This is a genomic window from Phenylobacterium sp., assembly GCF_004297125.1.
GTDB lineage: Bacteria > Pseudomonadota > Alphaproteobacteria > Caulobacterales > Caulobacteraceae > Phenylobacterium.
The window spans coordinates 243,708-265,771 of the sequence record NZ_SCVD01000024.1 but is presented as its reverse complement, the minus strand read 5'-3'; the positions used below and the strand labels follow the sequence as shown (position 1 = coordinate 265,771).

The 22,064-nt window shown below is 70.4% G+C and carries 21 protein-coding genes; 9 read left to right on the top strand and 12 right to left on the bottom strand.

What is annotated here, in order from left to right:
* Positions 1-4: 4 nt before the first annotated feature.
* Positions 5-685 (bottom strand): ABC transporter ATP-binding protein, encoded by a 681-nt coding sequence (locus EPO51_RS17555; protein ID WP_293352910.1) that lies wholly within the window; start codon positions 683-685, stop codon positions 5-7.
* A 9-nt stretch (positions 686-694) separates the two neighbouring features.
* The gene (locus tag EPO51_RS17550) at positions 695-1,939 is read right to left on the bottom strand and encodes an efflux RND transporter periplasmic adaptor subunit (RefSeq protein WP_293352908.1); all 1,245 of its coding nucleotides are present in this window, start codon (positions 1,937-1,939) and stop codon (positions 695-697) included.
* A gap of 186 nt (positions 1,940-2,125) precedes the next feature.
* On the opposite strand from EPO51_RS17550, the gene EPO51_RS17545 reads away from it, so the two are divergent.
* The gene (locus EPO51_RS17545; protein ID WP_293352906.1) at positions 2,126-3,361 is read left to right on the top strand and encodes a sigma-54-dependent transcriptional regulator; all 1,236 of its coding nucleotides are present in this window, start codon (positions 2,126-2,128) and stop codon (positions 3,359-3,361) included.
* Entirely contained in the window at positions 3,351-4,559 is a 1,209-nt protein-coding gene (locus tag EPO51_RS17540; RefSeq protein ID WP_293352904.1) for a sensor histidine kinase, read from the top strand. The genes EPO51_RS17545 and EPO51_RS17540 overlap by 11 nt, the downstream gene beginning before the upstream one ends.
* A 9-nt stretch (positions 4,560-4,568) precedes the next feature.
* Here the strand turns inward: EPO51_RS17540 and EPO51_RS17535 are convergent, their stop codons facing one another.
* From EPO51_RS17535 to EPO51_RS17515, 5 genes are all read right to left on the bottom strand, one after another.
* A complete protein-coding gene (locus tag EPO51_RS17535) occupies positions 4,569-5,063 on the bottom strand; it encodes a hypothetical protein (protein ID WP_293352902.1) in 495 nt (164 codons plus the stop codon).
* Between the two features lie 29 nt (positions 5,064-5,092).
* Positions 5,093-7,177: an acylase gene (locus EPO51_RS17530; RefSeq protein WP_293352900.1), complete on the bottom strand. Its 2,085-nt coding sequence runs from the start codon at positions 7,175-7,177 to the stop codon at positions 5,093-5,095.
* A 32-nt stretch (positions 7,178-7,209) separates the two neighbouring features.
* Positions 7,210-9,999 (bottom strand): TonB-dependent receptor plug domain-containing protein, encoded by a 2,790-nt coding sequence (locus EPO51_RS17525; RefSeq protein WP_293352898.1) that lies wholly within the window; start codon positions 9,997-9,999, stop codon positions 7,210-7,212.
* Positions 10,000-10,079: 80 nt separating this feature from the next.
* Positions 10,080-11,075 carry a FecR family protein gene (locus EPO51_RS17520; protein WP_293352896.1) on the bottom strand — a complete coding sequence of 332 codons (996 nt, stop codon included), beginning with the start codon at positions 11,073-11,075 and terminating at the stop codon, positions 10,080-10,082.
* Complete coding sequence (locus EPO51_RS17515) at positions 11,005-11,595, bottom strand: RNA polymerase sigma factor (protein WP_293352894.1); 591 nt, start codon at positions 11,593-11,595, stop codon at positions 11,005-11,007. The genes EPO51_RS17520 and EPO51_RS17515 overlap by 71 nt, the downstream gene beginning before the upstream one ends.
* Before the next feature lie 188 nt (positions 11,596-11,783).
* Here EPO51_RS17515 and EPO51_RS17510 point away from each other — a divergent pair, with 188 nt between their 5' ends.
* Positions 11,784-13,088, top strand: a complete 1,305-nt coding sequence (locus EPO51_RS17510) for an MFS transporter (protein ID WP_293352893.1) — start codon at positions 11,784-11,786, stop codon at positions 13,086-13,088.
* A gap of 10 nt (positions 13,089-13,098) precedes the next feature.
* Here EPO51_RS17510 and EPO51_RS17505 read toward each other — a convergent pair whose 3' ends face one another.
* Positions 13,099-13,956 (bottom strand): SDR family NAD(P)-dependent oxidoreductase, encoded by an 858-nt coding sequence (locus EPO51_RS17505; protein WP_293352891.1) that lies wholly within the window; start codon positions 13,954-13,956, stop codon positions 13,099-13,101.
* Positions 13,957-14,085: 129 nt separating this feature from the next.
* On the opposite strand from EPO51_RS17505, the gene EPO51_RS17500 reads away from it, so the two are divergent.
* Positions 14,086-14,985 carry a hypothetical protein gene (locus EPO51_RS17500; protein WP_293352889.1) on the top strand — a complete coding sequence of 300 codons (900 nt, stop codon included), beginning with the start codon at positions 14,086-14,088 and terminating at the stop codon, positions 14,983-14,985.
* Between the two features lie 46 nt (positions 14,986-15,031).
* Entirely contained in the window at positions 15,032-15,670 is a 639-nt protein-coding gene (locus tag EPO51_RS17495) for a glutathione S-transferase family protein (RefSeq protein ID WP_293352887.1), read from the top strand.
* Between the two features lie 10 nt (positions 15,671-15,680).
* Here the strand turns inward: EPO51_RS17495 and EPO51_RS17490 are convergent, their stop codons facing one another.
* The 3 genes from EPO51_RS17490 to EPO51_RS17480 are packed head-to-tail and all read right to left on the bottom strand — an operon-like array spanning position 15,681 to position 17,359.
* Complete coding sequence (locus EPO51_RS17490) at positions 15,681-16,493, bottom strand: hypothetical protein (protein WP_293352885.1); 813 nt, start codon at positions 16,491-16,493, stop codon at positions 15,681-15,683.
* A 30-nt stretch (positions 16,494-16,523) separates the two neighbouring features.
* Positions 16,524-17,024: a YdcF family protein gene (locus tag EPO51_RS17485; RefSeq protein ID WP_293352883.1), complete on the bottom strand. Its 501-nt coding sequence runs from the start codon at positions 17,022-17,024 to the stop codon at positions 16,524-16,526.
* 23 nt (positions 17,025-17,047) lie between these two features.
* Positions 17,048-17,359, bottom strand: coding sequence for a hypothetical protein (locus EPO51_RS17480; protein ID WP_293352881.1), 312 nt, complete (start codon positions 17,357-17,359; stop codon positions 17,048-17,050).
* Positions 17,360-17,611: 252 nt separating this feature from the next.
* On the opposite strand from EPO51_RS17480, the gene EPO51_RS17475 reads away from it, so the two are divergent.
* The 4 genes from EPO51_RS17475 to EPO51_RS17460 are packed head-to-tail and all read left to right on the top strand — an operon-like array spanning position 17,612 to position 21,157.
* Entirely contained in the window at positions 17,612-18,739 is a 1,128-nt protein-coding gene (locus EPO51_RS17475; RefSeq protein WP_293352879.1) for an ABC transporter permease, read from the top strand.
* Positions 18,736-19,566: an ABC transporter ATP-binding protein gene (locus EPO51_RS17470; protein ID WP_293352877.1), complete on the top strand. Its 831-nt coding sequence runs from the start codon at positions 18,736-18,738 to the stop codon at positions 19,564-19,566. Before EPO51_RS17475 ends, EPO51_RS17470 begins: the two co-directional genes overlap by 4 nt.
* Positions 19,566-20,531: an MlaD family protein gene (locus tag EPO51_RS17465; RefSeq protein ID WP_293352875.1), complete on the top strand. Its 966-nt coding sequence runs from the start codon at positions 19,566-19,568 to the stop codon at positions 20,529-20,531. The genes EPO51_RS17470 and EPO51_RS17465 overlap by 1 nt, the downstream gene beginning before the upstream one ends.
* Positions 20,528-21,157 (top strand): ABC-type transport auxiliary lipoprotein family protein, encoded by a 630-nt coding sequence (locus tag EPO51_RS17460; protein WP_293352873.1) that lies wholly within the window; start codon positions 20,528-20,530, stop codon positions 21,155-21,157. Before EPO51_RS17465 ends, EPO51_RS17460 begins: the two co-directional genes overlap by 4 nt.
* On the opposite strand, the gene folD is transcribed toward EPO51_RS17460, so the two are convergent.
* Positions 21,154-22,047 (bottom strand): bifunctional methylenetetrahydrofolate dehydrogenase/methenyltetrahydrofolate cyclohydrolase FolD, encoded by an 894-nt coding sequence (gene folD / locus EPO51_RS17455; protein ID WP_293352871.1) that lies wholly within the window; start codon positions 22,045-22,047, stop codon positions 21,154-21,156. The genes EPO51_RS17460 and folD overlap by 4 nt on opposite strands.
* Positions 22,048-22,064 lie beyond the last annotated feature (17 nt).

The following is a 22,064-nucleotide window of genomic DNA, read 5'->3' as shown; positions in this document are numbered from 1 at the left end:
GCGATCACGCCGCCCGACGCGCGGAGACGATGATGCGGCCGTCCAGCATGTTGACCACCCGCTTGGCGACGTCGGCGTGCGCGGGCGAATGGGTGACCATGACGATGGTCGCGCCCTCGCGGTTCAGGCTGCGAAGGATCTCCATCACCTGCTCGCCATTCTCGGTGTCGAGGTTGCCGGTGGGTTCGTCAGCGAGGATCAGGCGCGGCTCGCCCACGATGGCCCGCGCGATGGCCGCCCGCTGCTGCTGGCCGCCGGAGAGCTGGTGGGGATAGTGGCGGGCGCGGTGGGCGACGCCCACGCGGTCCAGCGCCGCCTCGACCCGGGCCTTGCGCTGCTTACCCGCCCAGCGGCGGTAGACCAGGCCCAGCTCGACGTTCTCGGCGATGGTCAGTTCATCGATCAGGTTGAAGCTCTGGAAGACGAAGCCCAGGTTGTCTCGGCGCATGCGCGCCAGCGCCGCCTCGCCCATCCGCGTGACCTCGGCCCCGTCGAAGACGTAGCTGCCGCTGGTTGGGCGGTCGATCATGCCCAGCGTGCTGAGCAGGGTGGACTTGCCGCAGCCGGACGGACCCATGACGGCGACGAACTCGCCCTCGTCGATTTCCAGGTCGATGGCGCGCAGCGCGGTGGTTTCGACCTCGTCGGATCGGAACATGCGGTGGATGTCGTTCAGGGCGATCATGGGGCCTTCTCAGCGCAGGATCAGGTGCTTGTAGGGCTCGAGGCCCGCATAGGAGGAGACGACCACCTTCTCGCCCCGGCGCAGGCCCGAAGCGACCTCCACCTGCTGGGGATTGCGGCGTCGCACGACGATGGCGCGGCGGTCGGCCTTGCGGCCGTCGGGCCGCACGACGAAGGCGTAGGCGCCGCCGGAACCCTCCAGCCAGGCGCCGTTGGGCAGGACGACCGCGGGTTGGGTCGCGCCAAGGGTCAGGCGGACCTCCAGGGTCTGGCCGCGGCGCAGGCCCGCGGGCGGGGCGCCGGCGAAGCCGAACTCGACGCGGAACCGGCCCTGGCTCACCTGCGGCAGCACGCGGCCCACGCGCAGGAGCACGGCCCGGCCGCCCAGATCCGCCTGGGCCGCCTGGCCGGGCGCCACGCGGCTCACGTAGAACTCGTCGAAGTCGGCGGTGAGCTTGTAGGCGCCTTCCACGTCCACCTGCCCGACCGTCTCGCCCGCCTTCAGGGTCTGGCCGGGCTGGAGGTCGAAGTTGGTGAGGCGGCCCTTGAGCGGCGCCTTGACCGTCAGCGCGTCCAGGCTGGCGGTGACCACGCCCAGGTTGGCGCTCAGCCGGCCGGCGAGCTGGCGCATCTGGCTGCGCTGGCTTGCACCGATCGCCGCCTCGCGGATATTGCCGCTGCTGAGGGCTGCGACGCGGCTGGCGTGGTACGCGGCCTCATCGGCCAGGCTGCGGATCGCCGCGGGGGATTCGAACCCGGCGTCATACAGGCGCTGGCGCTTTTCCAGGTCGCGGCGCGCCTTCAGCAAGTCGTAGCTGGCGGCCGCCAATTCGCGGTCGCGATCGGCCTGCGCCCGCTGCAGCTCCAACTCCTGGCCGCTGACGTCGCCCAGGCGGCCGGCGATCTCGGCCTCGCGCGAGGTCACGGCCAGGCGGAGCTGGGGGTTGGCCAGGCGGGCCAGCGGCGCGCCGGCGGCCACCGCGGAGCCGTCCTGGGCGATCACCTGCTCGACCTGGCCGCCCTCCACGGCGGTCACGAAGACGGTGGTCAGCGGAGCAACGACGGCGCGGACGGGGATGTAGTCGTGAAACGGCTCCTGGCGCACCTCGGCGATCTCGACCTCGCCGCGCCTGACGGCCACCGTTCCGGCGTCGGGCAGCAGCCAGGCCGCCGCCCCGCCCGCCCCAAGCACGACCGCGCCGATCCCCGCCGCCAGCCACAGCCTTCGGCGCGGCCGGGCGACCTTGCGGTCCATGCCTTCGGCGGCGGCCGCCGCAGGAAATCGGGAGATATGGGAACTGGACGTCATGGGCCCGGGAATGCAACGTTCATCGCCAGGATAGCGCGGCTTTCCGACAGACTAACCAGCGGTTTCCATTGATATTTTTCCTGCACCAGCGACTCCGTCGCCCGCTTTCGGACGAGGTGTTCGTTTCCGGACATGGCTGAGGCGGCGTCAAATGAATCCGGCGTCATCCTGTTCGTCGACGATGACCAGGACGTACTGACGGCCGCGCGCCTGCTGCTGGGCCGCAACGGCTTTCGGATGATCCCCGCGCGGAGCCCGACCGAGGCCTGGAGCGCGCTGGCCGGGGAGGCGGTGGACGCCATCCTGCTGGATCTCAACTTCACGCGCGGCGTCACCTCCGGGGCCGAGGGCTTCCAGTGGCTCGCCGACATCCGCGGCCACGATCCGGACGCCGTGGTCGTGGTGGTCACCGGTCACAGCGGGATCAACGTCGCGGTGGCCGCGATGAAGGCCGGGGCCAGCGACTTCGTCATGAAGCCGTGGAGCAACGCGCGCCTGCTGGACACCCTGCGCGACGCGGTTTCGCTGCGCCGCGGACGCCGCGGTGAGGCGCCCGCCCCGCTCGACGACGACCTGCTGCTGATCGGCGACAGCCCCGCCGCCCAGAGGGTCCGCGACCTGGTCGCCCGCGCCGCGCCCACCGGGGCGGCGGTGCTGCTCCGGGGCGAGGCCGGGACCGGCAAGAGTCTGGTCGCCCGCCTGCTGCACGCCCGTTCCGGACGGGCGGGCCCGCTGGTGGCCCTGGATGCGCAATCGGCCGGCGAGGCGGTGGACGCCGCCGTGGTCCAGGCCGAAGGCGGCACGCTGTTCCTGGACGAGGTCGCGAGCCTGCCGCCGGTCGAACAGCGGCGTCTGCTGGCCCTGCTCGACCGCGGCGTGGACGTGCGGCTGGTGTCGGCGAGCCGTGGGCCGGTGGACAAGCTGCGCGACGACCTGCGGGCCCGGATCGAGACGGTGGAGATCGCCCTGCCCCGGCTGGCCGAACGCGGCGACGACGCGATCCTGATCCTCGAACACTACCTGCGCCTGTTCGCGCGACGCTACGGCCGAGCGCCCAAGCCGCTGGACGCCAGCGCCCTGGAGCTGCTGCGTCGCCAGCCGCCCCCGGGCGAAGCACGAGGGCTGCGCCAGGCCGCGGAACGGGCCGTAGTGCTGTCCGACGCCGACGTACTGACCGCCGCCGAACTCACCCGGCTCACCGCGCCGGCCACGGCGCCGGCCACGGCCGACCTGAATCTGGCGCGATCGGAACGCACGATGGTCGAGGCGGCGTTGAGGCGGCACGGCCACAACGTCAGCCACGCGGCCCGCGAGTTGGGACTGACCCGCGCCGCCCTCTACCGCCGCATGGTCAAGCATGGCCTCTAGGCGCCTCTGGACGGGCCTGGCGGTCCAGGGCCTGGTCCTGGCCAGCGGCGCGCTCGCCGTGCTGGCCTGGCGCGGCGGGCTGGCCGCGAACGCGCTGCTGGCCGCCCTGGTGGGCGTGGCCGGCGCGGCCTGGACCCTGGGCGAGCTGCTCCGCCGGCCGCCCGCCGAACCGCCGGTCGAGGCGCCGCCCGCCCATCTGGACCGCGAGCGCGAGCGGCGCACGCTGCAGGCTTTCCTGGACCAGGCGCCGACACCGCTGGTCACCTGGCAGGCCGGCGGGCCCGTGACGGCGGTGAACCGGGCCGCGCGGCGGCTGTTCCACACGGACGGGGTGCTGCCCGACCCCGGCGGCGACCTGGGCGTCGCGATCCTGGACGCCTCGCCGGAGACCCGACGGACCGTCCGGCTATTGTCCGACGGCGTCTGGCGCACCTATGCGCTGTCGGTGGCGGACGTGGTGGGCGCCGGCGGCGCCCTGCGGCTGGCCGCCCTGACCGACATCGAGGCCGAGATCCAGGCGGCGGAGGCCGCGGCGCTGCGCGAGCTGCTGCAGGTGCTGAGCCACGAGATCATGAATTCGCTGACGCCGCTGGCGTCCCTGGCCCAGAGCGCCGAAGACCTGCTGGCCGTTGGCCGACCCGACGACGTGGAGGCGGCGCGCGAGGCGGTGGGGGTGATCGCCCGGCGGACCGGCGGCCTGCACCGGTTCGTGGAGGCCTATCGGGAACTGGCGCGGCTGCCGGCGCCCGTCCCGCGCCGGGTGAGCCTGCAGGCCCTGCTGGCCGAGGCCGCGCAGCTTTTCGAGACCCGGTGGACGCCGCTGGGCGTGCGGCTCGCCTACGAACCGCCGAAGCCCGACATCCTGATCCGCCTGGATCCCGACCTCACCGCCCAGGCGCTGCTCGGCCTGCTCACCAACGCCGCGGAGGCGGCCCTGGCGGGCGAGCGCATCCCGCGCACCGTGCGCCTCTCCGCACGCCCCGCCGGCGACGGCGCCGCCATCACCGTCGAGGACAGTGGACCGGGGGTCGACCCGGCCTCGGCCTCGGAGATCTTCCGGCCCTTCTTCACGACCAAGCCGGCCGGCAGCGGCATCGGCCTCAGCCTGGCCCGCCAGGCGGTGGTCAGCCAGGGCGGGCAGCTGGTGCTGGAACCCGCCAATCCCGGCGGCGGCGCCCGGTTCACGATCGCGCTCTAGCCTCGCGCGCTATTTCTTGAACTGCGGCTCCGCGGTCACCCTGACGAAGTGCTCCTGATAGGCGCGCGACTTGCCTTCAGGGCTCTTGCCGACGCCGCGGCGCACGGCGGTCTTGCCGTCCTTGCTGATGGTCCAGAACTCGCCGGCGATCACGTCGCCGTCCTTCATCTTCAGGATCTGCAGTTCGGTCGGCTCGGTCACCAGGGTCGAGACCTGGTTGAACCGCACTTGGTCCGGGAACGGCGCGACGGTCCCGTCCAGCTTGGAGATGTGATCGCTGATATAGGGCTTGTCGGGCTGGGTGGTGTTCTCCGAGTGATAGTGGAGCTGGTCGCCCTCCACCTTCATCCAGATGGTCAGCTTGAAGTTGGCCGGGGTGGTGATGCCGGGGGTGTCGTTGTGCTTCTCCTGCCAGGCCCCTTCGAAGGGCTGGGCGGCGAAGGCCGGGCCGGCGACCAGGGCGGCGCTCAGCGCCAGGCTTGCAAACGTCGCGCGGAAGTTCATGTCGGCGTCCTCTCGAAAATGAAGCGAAACTAGAAGGCGACCCGCTCTTCCACGTGTTTCTCGACCTCTGGGCGGGTGGTCCAGAGCGTCCGGAACGTCTTCTGCGACAGCTGTTCGAGCTGGTCGCTGCGATGCGGCGAGCCGGGCTGGGTGGAGTTGCCGTAGCTCATCAGGCCCAGGGCTTTGATCGGGGTCGAGAACTCCACCATCGACACCCAGGTCTCCCCATGGACCGGGGTCCGCTTGCCGTCCTTCAGCGGGCCCCAGGTGATCACGCGGAAGATGCCCGTGTTGCCGAAGCCGCCGTTGCCCGGCAGGTCGACCTTGCCGAGCGCAAAGCGCGAGACGTCGCCGAACGGCCGGTCAAGGGCGCCGTAGCTGGTCTTGGCCTCCGCCGCGGCGGCCTTGAGCATGGCCACGGCCTGGGCCGGGTCCTTCAGGCCCACGGGCGTGTCGATCGGCTTGGCGGGATCCCAGCGGACCCGGTAGTTCGCGTCATTGTTGTAGGTCGGCCCGGCGAACTTGCGCGCCCAGGCCTCGAACAGCAGCGCGCCCTTGGCGTCGGCGTTGACCGTGCGGTTCCACGCCTTGAGGACGGCGGCCGCCTCCTGCACATCGGCGTCCGTGCTTTGGGCCGCGGCGGCCAGCAGGTCGTCCAGCACCCGGTCGGTCATCAGGACGTGGTTGGTCAGCTTGCGGGCCACGAAGTCGTCGAAGGTGATCTTCGACGGATCGGCCATCAGGTGCGACGACTGCTGCGCGCGCAGCGACATCGGCCCGTTGTTGGCCATGTAGGCGGGATAGTCCTTGGCCTGGATCGCCTGCGGCCAGGTCGACACCCAGGGTGGGTCGTTGGTGTTCTGGACGTAGCCGCTGGGCGGATCGACGACCTTGGGCAGGTCCTCGTAGCTGTGGGTTTCGGTCCAGAGCGTCGCCGAGGTGTCGCCGGGGACGAGCCCGCTCCACTTGGCGACGTCGCCGTCGGCATGCTTGGGCAGGATGCCGTTGTAGAGGTACTGGATGTGCCCTTCGCGATCGCCGTAGACGATGTTGAAGGACGGCACCTGCAGGCGCTTCATGATCGCCTGGTAGTCGGCGAAGCTCTTCGACTTGCCCATGTCCCAGTACTGGCGAAGGCCGCCCGGCCGATCGAGGCCGGCCACGCGCAGGGCCACGGTCTTGCCGTCCGCGCGGGTGAACACCGGACCATGCACCGAGGAGCGGACCTCAAGCGTCTGGGTGCGCAGCGTGCCATCGGCCTGTTTGACCTTGAACGTCCGGGTCACCGTCGTGAACGGACGGACCTTTCCGTCGAACAGATATCCGCCGTCGGCCAGCTTGAGCTCGTAGTTGGTGGCGCCCAGGACGCCGTTGACGGTGTTGGTGAAGCCCATGCGGTCGTTAAACGCAAAGCGCAGGACCGGCAGGCCCACCTGGGTGGCGCCGTACATCTTGATGCCGGGCCCGTTCAGGTCGGCTTCGAAATAGGTGAGCTGGCTGGGCGCCCAGGGCAGGTGCGGGTTGGCCAGCAGCAGGGTGTTTCCGCTCGCCGACTTCTTCGGCATCACCGCCCAGGCGTTCGAGCCCGCATCGGCGTTGCCGCCCATGGTCCGGGCCTGGGGCGCCACATAGACGTAGTTCATCAGCCGGTGGCCGTGGGCCATGACGTCGACCCCGGTGATCGGGAAGACCTGCAGCACCGACGGGTCCAGCTTCTCCGGGTGGGCCTTGGCGTAGGCGTTCATACCCGCGGCGAAGGCGTCGAGGTTGGCCCGGAAGTTGGCCGGCTCCTGGGAGTACCAGGCCTTGGCGCGCTCATAGATGCCGTTGGCGATCACCCACTTGTCGGACTCGACCTCGGCCTCGCCCCAGTACTCGGCCGCGCGGCCGCGGGCCTGGCCGTACAGCTTCACGACGACGTTGCCGTGGTTCTGCACCGTGGCGTAGCCGAAGCCGTAGAAGACCGAGGCTTCGTCCTTCCCGTAGACGTGCGGCACGCCATAGGTGTCGTAGAGGATCTCGCCCTTGGGGGCCGTCTTCTGCGCCAGCGCCTCGCCGGACGCCGTGAGGGTCCCCACCGCCAGGACCGCGGCCAATACATACTTGCCGAACACTGCTACGCCTCCCCTGCGCCGACCCGACACCGTCAGAACGTGTACTGGACCCGGGCGTACCAGGAGCCGCCGGTGAATCCGAACGGCGAGGTGCCGGGGAAATGGCCGCTGCCCGTGGCGGCGTTGTAGATGCCGTTCTTGTCCGGGTACTCGTTGAAGAGGTTGTTGGCGCCCGCAGCCACGGTCACCGTCTCCAGGACCTTGTAGCTGACCTCCAGGTCCGTGATCCACTTGGCCCCGAAGCTGCGGTCCTGAGCCGGCAGGTCGGCGATCACCGTGTACTTGCCGTAGCGCGTCGAGCGCAGGTTCACGTTCAGCTTGTTCCAGTCCCAGTTCAGGCCCAGCGCCACCTTGCTCCTGGGGAACGAGGTGGTGAGGTAGCCCTGGCTGCCACGGCCGAACAGCACGAAGTTCGCGCCCAGCGCCGTCAGTTCCGGCGGGTTCGGGATGATGTTCCGGATCTTGGTCTTGCCATAGTTGAAGCCGGCGTTGGCGCGCAGCCGGCCCCAGTCGCCCAGGTCGTAGCGGTAGGTCCCCACCACATCGATGCCGCGGGTCCGGGTGTCGATGGCGTTGGTGTAGTACTGGGCGCTGAGGTCGCCCGAGAGGCCCTTGGAGATCAGGATGTTGCTCACCGCCGTCCCGGTCAGGGTGCTGGTGATGGCGATCCGGTTGTCCACCTCGATCTGGTAGCCGTCGACGGTGATGTCGAGGCCGGACAGCGGCTGCAGCGTGAAGCCGCCACTGATGTTCTTCGACTTCTCCGGCGTCAGCGGCCTGGCGCCCAGCGCGATCGCCTCAGGCGCGCTGACCGGCAGGGTCTTGATCAGCAGCAGCTGGTTGGGCACGCCGTTGACGGTCCGGAACTGGCTGGAGGTGGCGGCGTAGTGCTGCTGGGCCAAGCCGGGCGCACGGAAGCCGTTGCTGATCGCGCCGCGCAGCGAGAACCAGTCGTTCACCTCGTAGCGGCCGGTGAGCTTGCCCGTCAGGGTGTCGCCGGAGGAGTCGCTGTAGTCCTCGTAGCGGGCCGCGGCGCCGATGAAGAGCCGCTCGGTCGCATCCCAGCCCAGCTCGCCATAGACCGCCTTGGAGTCGCGGTGGCTGGTGCTGGCGTCCGCGGGGCGGAAGCCGGGAGTCGCCTGGGCGCCGGTCTGCGGCGCGACGCCGGCGAAGGGCTGGCCGGCCGGAGCACGGTAGAGGCCCTCGGCGTAGCTCGCCGGCTCTCCGGCCAGGATCTTGTAGCCCTCGCGGCGATACTGGGCGCCGAACGACACCTGAAGCTGCGACGAGCCGAGGTCGAAACCGCGGGTGACGTCGAGGTTGCTGGTCACCTCGTCGGACTGCAGCGTGCCGATGTAGAAGGTCTTGGGGCTGGCCGGCCCGAGGCTGGCGTTCTCGGTGTTGGAAGTGTGCAGCTTGGCCTTGTTCTTGCCGTAGCCGGTCGAGAGGTCCCAGTCCCAGCCGCCCAGGTCGCCCTTCATGCCGCCGGTGAACTCGAAGTCGTCCTCGTTGACGACCTCGTTCGGCCGGTAACCCAGCGGATAGAGCGCCGGCGTCGTGTTGACGTTGTTGGGCGTGCGGTAGGTGAACGGCAGGTCGGACTCGCGCTTGGAATAGGTGCCGAACCCGTAGAGCGCGATCTTGCCGAAGTCGTAGCCGCCGCTGAAGCCGAAGGTGGTGTTGGTCTGCGGCAGCTGGCCGAAGTTCTTGGTCACCAGCCGGTCGATGGTGGCCTCCCGCGGGTCCCGCGCCCCGCCGACCAGCGGGAACAGCTGGATGCTGGGGTCGATCGGATAGGCCCGGTTGGACAGCCGCTGGTCCTTGTAGTTCAGCGACACGTTGATGAAGCCGGCCTCGCCGAACGTGAAGCCCTTGTTGAAGGCGTACTGGGTGAGGTCGCCGTCCTTGCGGTCGAAGTTCAGACCGTAGGTGGCGCTGAGCGAGCCCGCGTTGGTGTCACCCTTCAGGATGATGTTGATGACCCCGGCGATGGCGTCCGAGCCGTACTGGGCCGCGGCGCCGTCGCGCAGCACCTCGATCCGCTCGATAGCGGCGGTCGGGATCATGTCCAGGTCGGCGGGGACGGAGCCGTTGTAGAGCGACGACACCGCGTTGATCAGCGAGGTCTTGTGCCGCCGCTTGCCGTTGACCAGCACCAGGGTCTGGTCGGGGTTCAGCCCACGCAGGCCGCCGGTGGCGATGATGGTCGAGGTGCCGCCGCCCGCCCGGAACGGCAGGTTGAACGAGGGGGCCAGGGTCTGCAGCGCCTGGAAGACGCCGGCACGGCCGGACTTCTCGAGGTCGGCGGCCGTGAACGAATCGATCGGCGTCGGGCTGTCGATGATGGTGCGCGGCGCGCCGCGGATCCCGGTGACCACCACGGTCTCGACGTCCTGCACGGCGGGAGGCCTGGCGGGCGCGCCGGCGCCCTCGTCCTGAACCGTGGCCGCCGCGGCGGTGGCGTAGATGGGGCCGACCGAGGCCGTGCGGATCAGCCCGGCCTGCGGGGTCGAGGCCGAGAGCGCGATCAGGTCCTTCTGCGCCATCGCCACCCGCAGCGGCGCGCCGGCGATGATGTGGCCGAGCGCCGTGCGCGTCGGCATCCGGCCCTTCACGGCCGGCGAGGTCAGGCCGGAGACCCGGTCGTAGGGATAGAGCAGCCTCACGCCCGACTGGGCGGAGAGTGCGTTCAACGCCCCCTGCATCGGCTGGGAAGCGATGTTGAAGTTCGCCACCACGTCCTGCGCAGACGCAGGCGAGGCCATGACGGCGATCGCCGCCGCGGGCGAGGCCCAAAGGAGAAGGTTGGATTTCCGCGACATGTAGCAAAGCCCCCAGTGCAACTCGCTACCCATCCGAACGGACGACGTTCACCGCACCGCCATGGCCGTGACAAAAAAGTTCAGCTCGACGGTCGCTCGACCAGCAGCACGCCGCCGTCCGTGGTGGCGATGACGTCGATCGAGAATGCGCCGGTGAGCGCGGCCAGGAACTTGTCGGCTTCGTCCACCTCGAACCGGCCGCCGATGCGCAGCGCCTCCAGGCGCGCGTCGCCGATCACGATCGGCTGGCGGCGGTAACGGTTGAACTCGGCCACCGCCTGCGCCAGGGACTCGCCGTCGAACTCCAGGACGCCCTCCTGCCAGGCGATGCGCTGGCGCAGGTGCTGGCCGTCCAGGGCGGTGGCCGCCACCGCGCCCGACCGGACCACCGCGCCGCCCCCCGCGACGATCCTGGCGGCCGCCGGGACGTCGACCTCCCCCTGCTTGGCCACCACCCCGACCACGCCCTGGGTGACGGTCAGCTCCACAACGTCCGGCCGCAGGCGCACGTTGAACGCCGTGCCGAGCGCGCGGAACCGGGCCGCGCCCGCATCGACCAGGAACGGCCGCGCCGCATCGTGGGCCACCTCGAACAGCGCCTCGCCGCGGACGAGACGCACCCGCCGCTCCGACGCGGTGAAGGCCACCTCGACCGTCGACGCGGTGTTGAGCGTCACCCGCGAACCGTCCTTGAGCGCGACCACACCCCGCTCGCCTACGCGGGTGCGATGAAGCTCCACATTGTCCAGCAGCCGCCAGCCCACCGTGGCGGCGACGGCCGCGCTCGCCGCGGCGAGGCCGCCGATCATGAGCTGGCGCCGACCGGGGCGTGGCAGGGCGCCCGATGGCTCGGGATGCGCTTCCAGGGCCGGGGGCGCGGCGCGCAGCCGCTCCGAGCCTTCCCAGGCCGATTCCATACGGGCGAAGGCGACGGCGTGGTGGGGATCTGCGGCCACCCAGCCGTAGATCTCCTGGCGCTCCGCCGGGGTGACGCCGCAGGCCAGCCTAGCGACGTAGGCGGCCGCCTGTTCGTCGATCGCCAGCCGGTCGCAGCTCTTGCGGGGCGTTTCGCCCAAACTCGTGATCCTCACGTTCCGCCCGCGCTTGGGCCACGAGCCTGAGCGCCTTGGCAAGATGCTTCTCGACCGTAGAAACGGACAAGCCCATCTGTCCCGCTATGGTGGCAAGCGAAAGATCATGCACCCGCCGCAGCAGGAAAACCCTTCGAGGCTGCGGCGGCAGGCGCTCCACCAGCGCCTGGAGCCAGCGCAGCTCGTCCCGCGCCTGAAGCTGGCGCTCGGCCGCCGGTTCGTCCGAGCGCAGCACGTCGAGGTCGGCGACAAAATCCAGCGAGACGATCGTCTCGCGCCGCAACGTGTCGATCAACAGGTTGCGGGCGATGGCCAGGAGATACGCCCGCCCGGCAGTGACACGGGCGAAGTCCTGGACCTGGTAGGCGCGCGCCAGGCTCTCCGCGACGAGGTTCTCCACGTCGAACCCGGCGGGACAGATGCGCAGCAGGCGAGCGCGCACCGCCGCCTCATGCGGCAGCACGACGGCCTTGAACCATTCCAGCCGAACAAGCAGTTCGCTCATCCCGCGCCCCCGCTGCGCCTTTGACGACGCCTGTGTGACAATCGGACATGGTTTGCATCGCGCCGTCCAGCCCGGCCTCGCCGCACCGGGTGCAAAGGCGAAAGGACAGGCGCCGCGATGCGCATATGGCGGAAAGTCGGGCGCCGGTTCGTTGAGGGCATCGGAGCGCGTTCGTTCGAAGCGGTGGGATGGGGTTGCGGGTGGCGGTGTCGGGATCCTTGGCGGGCGGTCGTCGCCTGAAGTCCATCATCGGCGGCTCCACCGGCAATCTGGTGGAGTGGTACGACTGGTACGTCTATTCGGCCTTCACCCTCTATTTCGCCCCGGCCTTCTTCCCCTCGGACGACCCTACCGCCCAACTGCTCAGCGCCGCGGCGGTGTTCGCAGTGGGCTTCATCGTCCGCCCGCTCGGCGCCTGGATCATGGGCGTCTACGCCGACCGGAAAGGACGCAAGGCGGGGCTCACGCTGTCGGTCACGCTCATGTGCCTGGGCTCCCTGATGATCGCCGTGGCGCCGACCTATGCACAGGCGGGCGCGGCGGCGCCGCTGATCCTGCTCTGCGCCCGCTTGCTGCAGGGCCTGTCGGTGGGCGGCGAGTACGGGGCCTCGGCCACCTACCTGTCCGAGATGGCCGGCCGGGAGCGGCGCGGTTTCTTCTCCAGCTTCCAGTACGTGACCCTGATCTCGGGCCAGCTCGTGGCGCTCTGCGTGCTGCTGGTCCTGCAGGGAACCCTGACGCCCGCGGCCCTCGAAGGCTGGGGCTGGCGGATCCCCTTCGCGATCGGCGGCCTGCTGGCGATCGCCGTGTTCTACATCCGGCGCGGGCTGGTGGAGACCGAGAGCTTCCAGAACGTCAAGGCGACGGCCAGCATGGGGTCCAGCGGCTGGATCCTCTTCCGCCACTATCCGCGCCAGGCCCTGCTGGTGATCGCGTTGACGGCCGGCGGCACCCTCGCGTTCTACGCCTACTCGACCTACATGCAGAAGTTCCTGGTCAACACGTCCGGCTTCAGCCGCGAGGCGGCGACCGAGATCACGGCCGCAGCGCTCTTCGTCTTCATGCTGATGCAGCCTGTCGCCGGCTGGCTCTCCGACCGGATCGGCCGCAAGCCGCTGCTGATCGGGTTCGGCGTGCTGGGCGCGACCTGCACCTATCCCATCTTCCGGATGCTGGAGCAGGCCGGGGACTCGTTCACCGCCTTCCTGCTGGTCCTTGCCGCCCTGATGATCGTGACCGGCTACACGGCGATCAACGCCGTGGTGAAGGCCGAGCTATTCCCCGCCCACATCCGCGCCCTGGGCGTGGCCCTGCCCTATGCGCTGGCCAACGCGATCTTCGGCGGCACGGCCGAATATGTCGCCCTCTGGTTCAAGAGCGTCGGCCTGGAACGCGGCTTCTACTGGTACGTGACCGCCATGATCGCCCTGTCGCTGTTCGCCTACCTGCGGATGCCCGAGACCCGGCAGGCCAGCGAGATCGCCGAGGACTGACGGCGGGGCGTCACGCGGCCGGCGGCAGCAGGCCCAGGCGCTTGCCCACGATGCGGTCCAGCATCCGCTTGGGCAGGTGCTCGCCCAGGAAGATCTGCAGCATGTCCGGCGCGACCGTGTAGCGGACCTTGGGCCGGGGCGCGGTCAGGGCGTGATGGATCACCTCGCCGATCTTCTCCGGCGGCAGGCCCGTGCGGCCCAGCTGCAGCATGTAGGCGCGGATCCGCTCCAGGGCGGCGGCGTAGGGGGTGTTGGCGTATCGGCTCACGTCCACCTGGTCGGCCTTGTCCCAGATCGGCGTCGCCACAGCGCCAGGCGCGACCACGACCACGTCCACGCCGAAGGGCAACAGCTCGCGGCGCAGGGATTCCGAGAGGCCCTCCAGCCCGAACTTCGAGACGTTGTAGGGAGCCATGAACGGATTGGCGGTGCGCCCGCCCACCGAGGAGATGTTGACGATCCGCCCAGGGTCTCGGACGGCCGGCGCCCGCGCGCCCAGCAGCGGCGCGAAAGCCTGGGTGGCGATCACCACCCCGGTGAGGTTCACCTCGAGCTGGTGTCTGAACTCGTCGATCGGCAGGTAGAGCAGCGGGCCGGCCACGGCGATGCCGGCATTGTTGACCAGGCCGGCCAGGGTGGCGCCGGCCAAGGCGGCCTCGACCAGCTCGGCCGCGGCCTGCGCCGCCGTCGCGTCGGTGACGTCGAATACGAGCGGAGTGAAGGCCTCCCCGAATTCGGCCTTCAGCCGGGCGCCATCCTCGGCCTTCCGCACGCTGCCGAACACATGGAAGCCCTTGCCCGCCAGCACCCGGGTCGCCGCCAGCCCGATGCCGGTCGAGACCCCGGTGATCACCACAGATCGCGCCATTGTCGCCTCCCGCCCGCCAATATGCGGCCGAGCTTCTATGTCGGGAGCAACCGGTTCAATCCCCTTTCCTGCGAAAGGATTTGAGGGCTCTATCGCGCGCGCCGCAAAAGCGCAGGGGTCGATCGCCGCATGAGTTCCGCCGAAATCGTCCTGGCGATGGCCGCCGTGTTCCTGGGCGCGCCCGTGCTCTGGTCGCTGGTCATGCTGCTTCGGAGCCCGCGGGCGACAGGGCCGCGGTCGCCCTGGGACTGGGGTCTGAGCCTCGCCTCGACGCTGGCCTATGCGCTGGCGTTCAACGTGGTGTTCTTCGTGCAGGAACTGTTCCTGGTGGTCCCCAAGGCGCTGACGCCCGGCCTGAAGCCGACGCTGTTCCACAACAACCATGCCTGGACCGGCCAGAACCCGTTGGCCGAGCTGTTCCAGGGGACGGGCGCGCTGGCCACCGTGATCGTGGGCCTCGGCTTCATCCTCTGGGCGACGCGCCGGCCGCCACGGTGGCTGGCGCTGCGGCTGTTCGTCGTCTGGATGGCGCTGCTGGGCCTGCTGGAGGCCTTGCCGCAGCTGCTGATCGGCACGGTGATCCCGCAGAACGACGTTGGGCGGGCGATGACCTACCTGGGATTCCCGGCCGCTTCGAAGCTGGCCGCCTCGGTCGCCGCCATGATCGCCATGGTCCTGACCTGCGGCCTCGTGGCCCCGCTCTTCCTGACGATGGTCCCCGGCGCCGACACCCAGGCGCCGCGGGGGCGGGCGCGGACCGTCCTGCGCTACGCCGTGCTGCCGGCGCTGGCGGCCATCGCCCTGATCGTCCCGTTCCGCGTGCCGGGACCGATGATCGAGATCCTGTTCCCGCCGGTGGTGGCGACGGGGGTCGCCGCGGCCTGGCTGCTGGCGTGGTCGTGGCCTGCGCCGCGGGGCCCGGCCGGGCCGCCCTCGCCCCGCTGGTCCATCGCAGCCCTGCTGGTCGCCCTCGGCCTGCTGCTCGCCCTGTTCCAGATCGTGCTGCGGCCAGGCGTCCGGTTCTTTTGAAACGCGCGCCGCGCCCCTAAATGCGGCGTGGCAAGGGGGACCAGGCATGATCCTGATCGGACAGTACGACAGCCCGTTCGTGCGGCGGGTGGCGGTGGCGCTGAGGCTCTACGGGTTCGACTACGAGCATCGGCCCTGGTCGGTGTTCGGCGACGCCGAGAAGATCGCGGCGATCAATCCCCTGCGGCGCGTCCCGACCCTGGTGACCGACGACGGCGAGGCGCTGCTGGAAAGCGGTGCGATCCTCGACTGGCTGGACGATCTGGCCGGGCCGGACAGGGGGCTCATCGCGCGCACCGGCGTCGAGCGCCGCCAGGCGCTGAAGGTCCAGGCGTTGGCCACCGGCCTCGCCGACAAGGCCGTCAGCCTGGTCTACGAACGCGCCATCCACCAGCGCAGCACGCCGGTGTGGGTGGAGCGCTGCCGCGCGCAGATCGCCGGCGTCCTCGACGCGCTGGAGGCCGACCGCGCGGGCCGGTCAGGCGACTGGTGGTTCGGCGCCGGGATCGGCCACGCCGACATCGCGGTCGGCTGCGTCCTGCGGTTCGTGGGCGAGGCGCACGCCGACCTGTTGGACGCTGAGCGTTGGCCCGCGCTCACGGCCCATGCCGCCCGCTGCGAGGCCTTGCCGGTCTTCCAGGCCGTCAGCAAACCCTTCTCGGTGACGCTCCCGCCCACGGGTTGAGCCGGGCCGGTCAGTCCCGCCGGGTGGTCATAGGCGCGTTCGGATCCGGCGCCGCCGGCGGCGTGTAGGTCGGCTGCGGCTGCGGCTGCGGTTGGACGGTTGGCGTCGCGGCGGCGGGCGGCAATGCGAGCACGGGCGCGCTGGCGGCCTCGTCGGTCGCGGGCGCCGAAGGCACGACCAGCCGGGGCGGCGGGGCGGCCGCACGGCTCGGCGGCCGGGACACCGCCGCGACCTTGGCGGGCGGCGCCACGGCCGGGGTTTCGACGGCGGGTTGCGAGGTCGGCGCGAGGGTCGGCGCCGGCGGCATGGCGACCGCCGCGGGCGGCGAGGCCACGGGCGCCTTCAGGGCGGCTTCCTGGCCGCGGCTCAGCGCATAGGCGATGCCCAGCACCGCGCCGAGGCCGACCACCGTGGCGGCGATGGCGGGGACGGGCGACTTGCGCGGCGGGGCCCGACGCGACGCGCCCAGCGGCTGTACGATGACAGGGGCGAGCTCGACGTAGGGTTCCGGCGGCGCGGCCGGTTCAGGCGGCGTTTCGGCGACCGGTTCCGGCGCGGACGGCGCTGCGGGCGCAGGCTCGACGCGCGTCTCGGCAGGCGGCGGCGCGGCCGGCGGCATGGCCCTGGGCAGGCCGGAGAAGGCGGCCGGCCCCGCCGGGCGGGTGAACACTGGCGTCACGGTCTGGCGCGCGGGCTCCGGGGCCGTGGGTTCCGATGGGGGCGCTGGCCCGGTCTTGGGCAGCGGCCCGACGCGGAACGGCGCCTGCGGCATCTGCGGCCAGGCGCTGTTGCGGGCGAAAGGATTGTCCGGTTCGGAAGCCATGGCTCACACTTCAGCGGGACTTGGACAGCACTATGACGCGCGTCGCCGGCGCCGCGCCATCGCGCGCGCCAGGCTGTGCGGGACCGCCAGGCATTCGCGCAGGCCCATGGCCAGGCCCTGCCCAAGCGGCGGCCGCTCCCGGCAGGGCCACGGCCGGCTCTTCACCCCGTGCAGCGCCAGCAGCAATCGGATGCGCGGCAAATGATAGGCGTCGCTGCAGGCCACGACGTGCGGATGGCCGCCCGTCTCGACCTGGGCCGCGGCCGCAGCCACATTCTCGAGCGTGTTGCGGCTCTTCTCGTCGAGGATCAGGCGCCCGGGCGGCACGCCCCTCGCCCGCAGCACCTCCGCTATCACCAGGGCCTCGGACAGGCCGGGAACGCGGACGCCGCCCGAACACAGGATCGGCGCGTCGGGATATTCGCGCGCCGCCTCCAGCCCATAGCCGATCCGTCGCAGCAGCGACGGCGACGGGCTGCCGTCGGGTCGCACGACGGCGCCGAAGACGACGATCAGGGGCGCGGCGGTCACGCCCCGACCATGCGGCGCTCCGGCTACCCGTTCAACGGCGGATGATAGTGCTCGATCAGGTCGGCCCGCTCGGCCTCCCGGACCGCGCGGGTGACGTTGAGGCGGGTGAGCACCGTGGCGTCGGAATATTTGCGCCGCGCCTTCTCCAGGTCCGAGCGCCAGGTCTGGCTGGCCAGGTTGTCGGTCTCACCGGCGTAGACCACTTTCGGCCCTTCCTCGGTCAGTTCGGCGATGACGTAGTTCGCTCCCGCCGGCGGCAGGAAGCGGTTTTCGTCCAGGGGGCTGTAGCGATAGCGCGCGCCCGAGGCCCCCGCGAGGTCGATCTGTTGCGTCACTCTCTCCACTCCTACGCTAGCGACTCGGGTCCGCAGCGGGACTTCCGGATGCTTACCCAGCGGACTTGGACCAAAACTTGGCTGAGCGTTGCCGTAGAGGGCTCTGGATCGCGAAATCATGTGTGCGGAACAACCTTCGCCATATGGACGTTGGGTCCTGGCGCTGTCTCTGTAAGGCGCCTGGGCCAAGAGGGAGACTGAATTCGGCGGCCAGGGCTGGACAGCCGCCCCGCAGCCCGAAACAACGCCAGTATGGAGAAGCCCGCCGACTTCCAGATGCAGGCCGCGACGGATCGCCCCACGGTGGTCCTCAGCGGCGACTGGACGACCAACCTGCTGGGCGGCGTCGGCGACGCCCTGGCCCAGGAGCTGCGCGGCCGGCAGGGCGTGACGTTCGATCTCACCCAGGTCCGGCGGATGGACACGGCCGGCGCCTATGCGGCGATCCGCGCCGTGGGCCGCGACTTCAGCCTCGAGCGCGTGAACGCCCGGCCGGAGACCCGCCGCCTGCTAGAGCTGGTGGACAACGCGGTCCGCGTCGAGCCGGTGGTGCGCAAGGAGCCGAAGGGCTTCCACAACCTGACCATCCGCATCGGCCGCGGGGTCGTCGACCTGGGCGTCGAGTTCATCACCACCATGGGCTTCCTGGGCCACCTGCTGGTGGTGTCCGGGCGATCGCTGGTCAACCTGGTGGTCGCCCCGCACCGGGTCCGCTGGGCGCCGATCTTCACCCAGATGGAGCGGGCCGGGCTGGACGCGATCCCGATCGTGGCGATCACCACCCTCTTCATCGGCGCCGTGGTCGCCCTGCTGGGCGTCAACATGCTGCGCCAGTTCGGGGCCGAGGTGTTCGTCGTCGAACTGATCGGCGTGTCGATGATCCGCGAATTCAACATCGTGATCACGGCGGTGCTGCTGTCGGGCCGCTCGGCCTCTGCCTTCGCCGCCGAACTGGGCTCGATGAAGATGCAGCAGGAGGTCGACGCCATGCAGGTGATGGGCGTCGATCCGTTCGAGGCCCTGGTCCTGCCGCGCTTCGTGGCGCTGCTGGTGACCATCCCGCTGCTGACCTTCGTCGCCACCCTGGCCGGCCTGCTGGGCGGGCTGATGGTAGTGTGGACCACGCTCGGCCTGGGCCCGACGTTCTTCCTGCAGCGGATCGTCGACAATGTGGGCGTCACCCATTTCTGGGTGGCGCTTTCCAAGGCCCCGGTGATGGCGGGCGTCGTGGCCGGCATCGGCTGTCGCCAGGGCCTGCTGGTGGGCGGTGACGTCCAATCGCTGGGCCAGCGCGTGACGGCGGCCGTGGTCCACGCCATCTTCGCCGTCATCATGATCGATGCCGCCTTCGCCCTCATCTACATGCAGCTCGACATATGACGGACGTCCGCAAGGAAGGCGCCCTCTCCGACGAGGAGCTGCTGGACCAATCCGGTCCCGCGATCGAGGTAAAGGGCCTGTCGTCCGTGTTCGGCGACCACGTGGTCCACCAGAACCTGGACCTGACCGTCAAGCGCGGGGAAGTGCTGGGCGTCGTCGGAGGCTCGGGGACGGGCAAGTCGGTGCTGCTCAACACCATCATCGGCCTGCGCGATCCGGACGAGGGCGAGGTCACCGTCTTCGGCCAGCAGCTGTGGCGGGCCTCGCGCCGGCGCTGGAGCGCGTTGGAGCGGTCCTGGGGCGTGCTGTTCCAGGGGGGCGCGCTGTTCTCCAACCTGACCGTCCGGGAGAACGTCGCCGCGCCGATGTTCGAGCACACCAAACTGTCCCGCCGCGAGGCGCATGAGCTGGCCGACCTGAAGATCGCCATGGTGGGCCTGCGCCCGGACGCCGGGTCGCTGAAACCTGCCGAGCTGTCGGGCGGCATGAGGAAGCGCGCCGGCCTGGCCCGGGCCCTGGCGCTGGACCCCGAGCTGCTGTTCCTGGACGAACCCACTTCCGGCCTCGACCCGATCGGGGCGGCCGCCTTCGACGAACTGATCCGCGACCTGGCCGACAGCCTGGACCTTACGGTGTTCATGATCACCCACGACCTCGACTCCCTCTACGAGATCACCGACCGCGTCGCCGTCCTGGCGGACAAGCACGTGGTCGCCACGGCGCCGGTTCACGAGCTTGAGCGTTCAGATCATCCGTGGATCCGAGAATATTTCCTGGGACCCCGGGGCCGCGCGGCTCGCGACGCCCGAAGTGGGACGAAAGACTGATGGAAAGAAACGCCAACTACGCCCTGGTGGGGCTTTCCACCCTGATCCTGACGGTGGCGCTGGTCGTCTTCGTGGTCTGGCTGGCCCGGGTGCGGATCAACGCCGAGTACGACCTGTACGACATCGTCTTCCAGGGGCCGGTCCGCGGTCTGAACGAGGGCGGCGAAGTCCATTTCAACGGCATCAAGGTGGGCGAGGTCACCAAGATCGCGCTGGACAAGTTCAACCCCCGCAACGTGATCGCACGGGTACGGGTGACCGAAGACGTGCCGATTCGCGTCGACAGCTACGCCACCCTGGAGCCGCAGGGCATCACCGGCCTGAACTACGTGCAGATCACCGCCGGCACCGGCACGCGCCAGCTGTTGAAGGAGGCGGACAAGCCCCGCTGCGAGCGTCTGGGCTTGGGCCGCGACTGCATTCCCGTGATCCGCAGCCAGCGCAGCGCCATCTCCGACCTGCTGGAGGGCGGCGGCACCGTGCTGACCCGCACCATCGAGGCGCTGGACCGGGTCAACCGCGTGCTCTCCGACCAGAACATCAAGACGTTCTCGGCGTCGTTGTCGGACGCCCAGGCGTTCACCGCCGAGCTGCGGGAGCGCAAGGCGATCCTGGCCGACGCCCAGAGCGCGCTGCAGCGGATCGACACCGCCGCCGACGAGCTCGGCAAGCTGTCCGCCTCTACCCGCGGTGTGATCGACGGGGACGGCAAGCGGGCGATCAGCAACCTGGCCGACGCGGCCGATGAGGCCAAGGCCGCCGCCAAGGACGCCCGCACCATGATCGACCGCCTTCAGGGCCCGACCGCCGACTTCGCCACCAATGGCCTGCCGCAGGTGACCTCGGCGGTGATCCAGCTCCAGACGACCGCCGAGTCGCTGGAACGGCTGATCAACGAGGTCCAGTCCAACCCGACCGGCGCGCTGGGCAAAGGCAAGGCCGAGGAAGTGAAGGTGCCCCAATGATGCGCTCGTCCGCCCTCCTCCGGCTCGCCGCTGTCGGCGCCGCCGCGCTGGCCCTTTCCGCCTGCGTCTCGCTGCTGCCCAAGACCAAGCCCGCGCACCTCTACCGCTTCGGCCAGCCGGTGGCGGCGGAGGCGCTCGATGCGCCCATGGGCGGCGTCGGCGTCTTCCGCTCCAGCGGCACCTTCCAGCGCGAAGCCGCCGGAGATCGGCTGCTGACCATCGCCAACGGCAAGGCGGCCTATGTGGCCGAGACGCGTTGGGTGGCGCCGGCCGCCGTGCTCTGGGACGAAGCGGTGGTCGCGGCCTTCGACGCCGACGGGGGCCACGTGCGGCTGATCGCGCGCGGCGAACCGGCGACGGCGGCCTATGTCCTGCGCCTGGACGTCCGGAACTTCGAGACCCAGTACGATCGAGGTCCCAAGGCCGCGCCGCTCGTCGTGGTCCGCGTGCGGGCCGCCATGACTGGCGCCACCGACCGCGGCCTCTTGGGCGAGAAGCTGTTCGAGAAACGGGTTCGGGCCGGCGACAACCGGGTCACGGCCATCGTGCCGGCCTACGACAAGGCGGTCGGCGAGCTGCTGGCCGACGTGGTCGCCTGGACCAACGCCCAGGCGAAGCCCAGCTAGGGTTTCAGCCCGGCCTGCCGCTTGGCCGCCGTGACGGTGTTCTGGAGCAGGACGGCCACCGTCATCAGTCCGACCCCGCCCGGAACGGGCGTGATCGCACCCGCCACCTCCAGGGCCTCCTTGTAGTGGACGTCGCCCACCACCTTGGTCCTGCCCTCCGCCGCCTTGATCGGGTCGTCGAACGGGACGCGGTTGATGCCGACGTCGATGACGCAGGCGCCTGGCTTGATCCAATCGCCACGGATCATTCGCGGACGGCCCACGGCGGCGACCAGGATGTCGGCTTCGCGGCACACCGACGGCAGGTCCACCGTCCGAGAGTGGGCCATGGTGACCGTGCAGTCCTCCGCCAGCAGGAGCTGGGCGATCGGCTTGCCCACCAGGAGCGAGCGGCCCACCACCACGGCGCGCTTGCCGGTCAGGTCGCCGAGCGTGGCCTTCAGCATGATGATGCAGCCCTTCGGCGTACAAGGCACCAGCGAAGGAAGCCCGGCCACGAGGCGCCCCGCGTTCACGACGCTCAGGCCGTCCACGTCCTTGTCAGGGTCGATGGCGGCGATCACCGCCTTTTCGTCGAGATGCTTGGGCAGCGGAAGCTGCACCAGGATCCCGTGGATCAGGGGATTTGCGTTCAGGTCGGCCACCAGCTTCATCAGCTCGGCCTGTTGCGTGTCGGCCGGCAGGCAGTGGGTCACCGAGTGCATGCCCGCGGCCAGCGAATGCTCGCCCTTCGACCTGACATAGATCTGGCTGCCGGGATCGTCGCCCACCAGCACCACGGCCAGGCCGGGCTGCAGCCCGTGTTCTGCGCGCAGGCGCGCGACCTCCGCCGTCACCTCGGCCCGAACGCGCTCGGCGTGGACCTTCCCGTCAATGATTTGCGCCGTCATGGCGCGCTGCTAGCCCC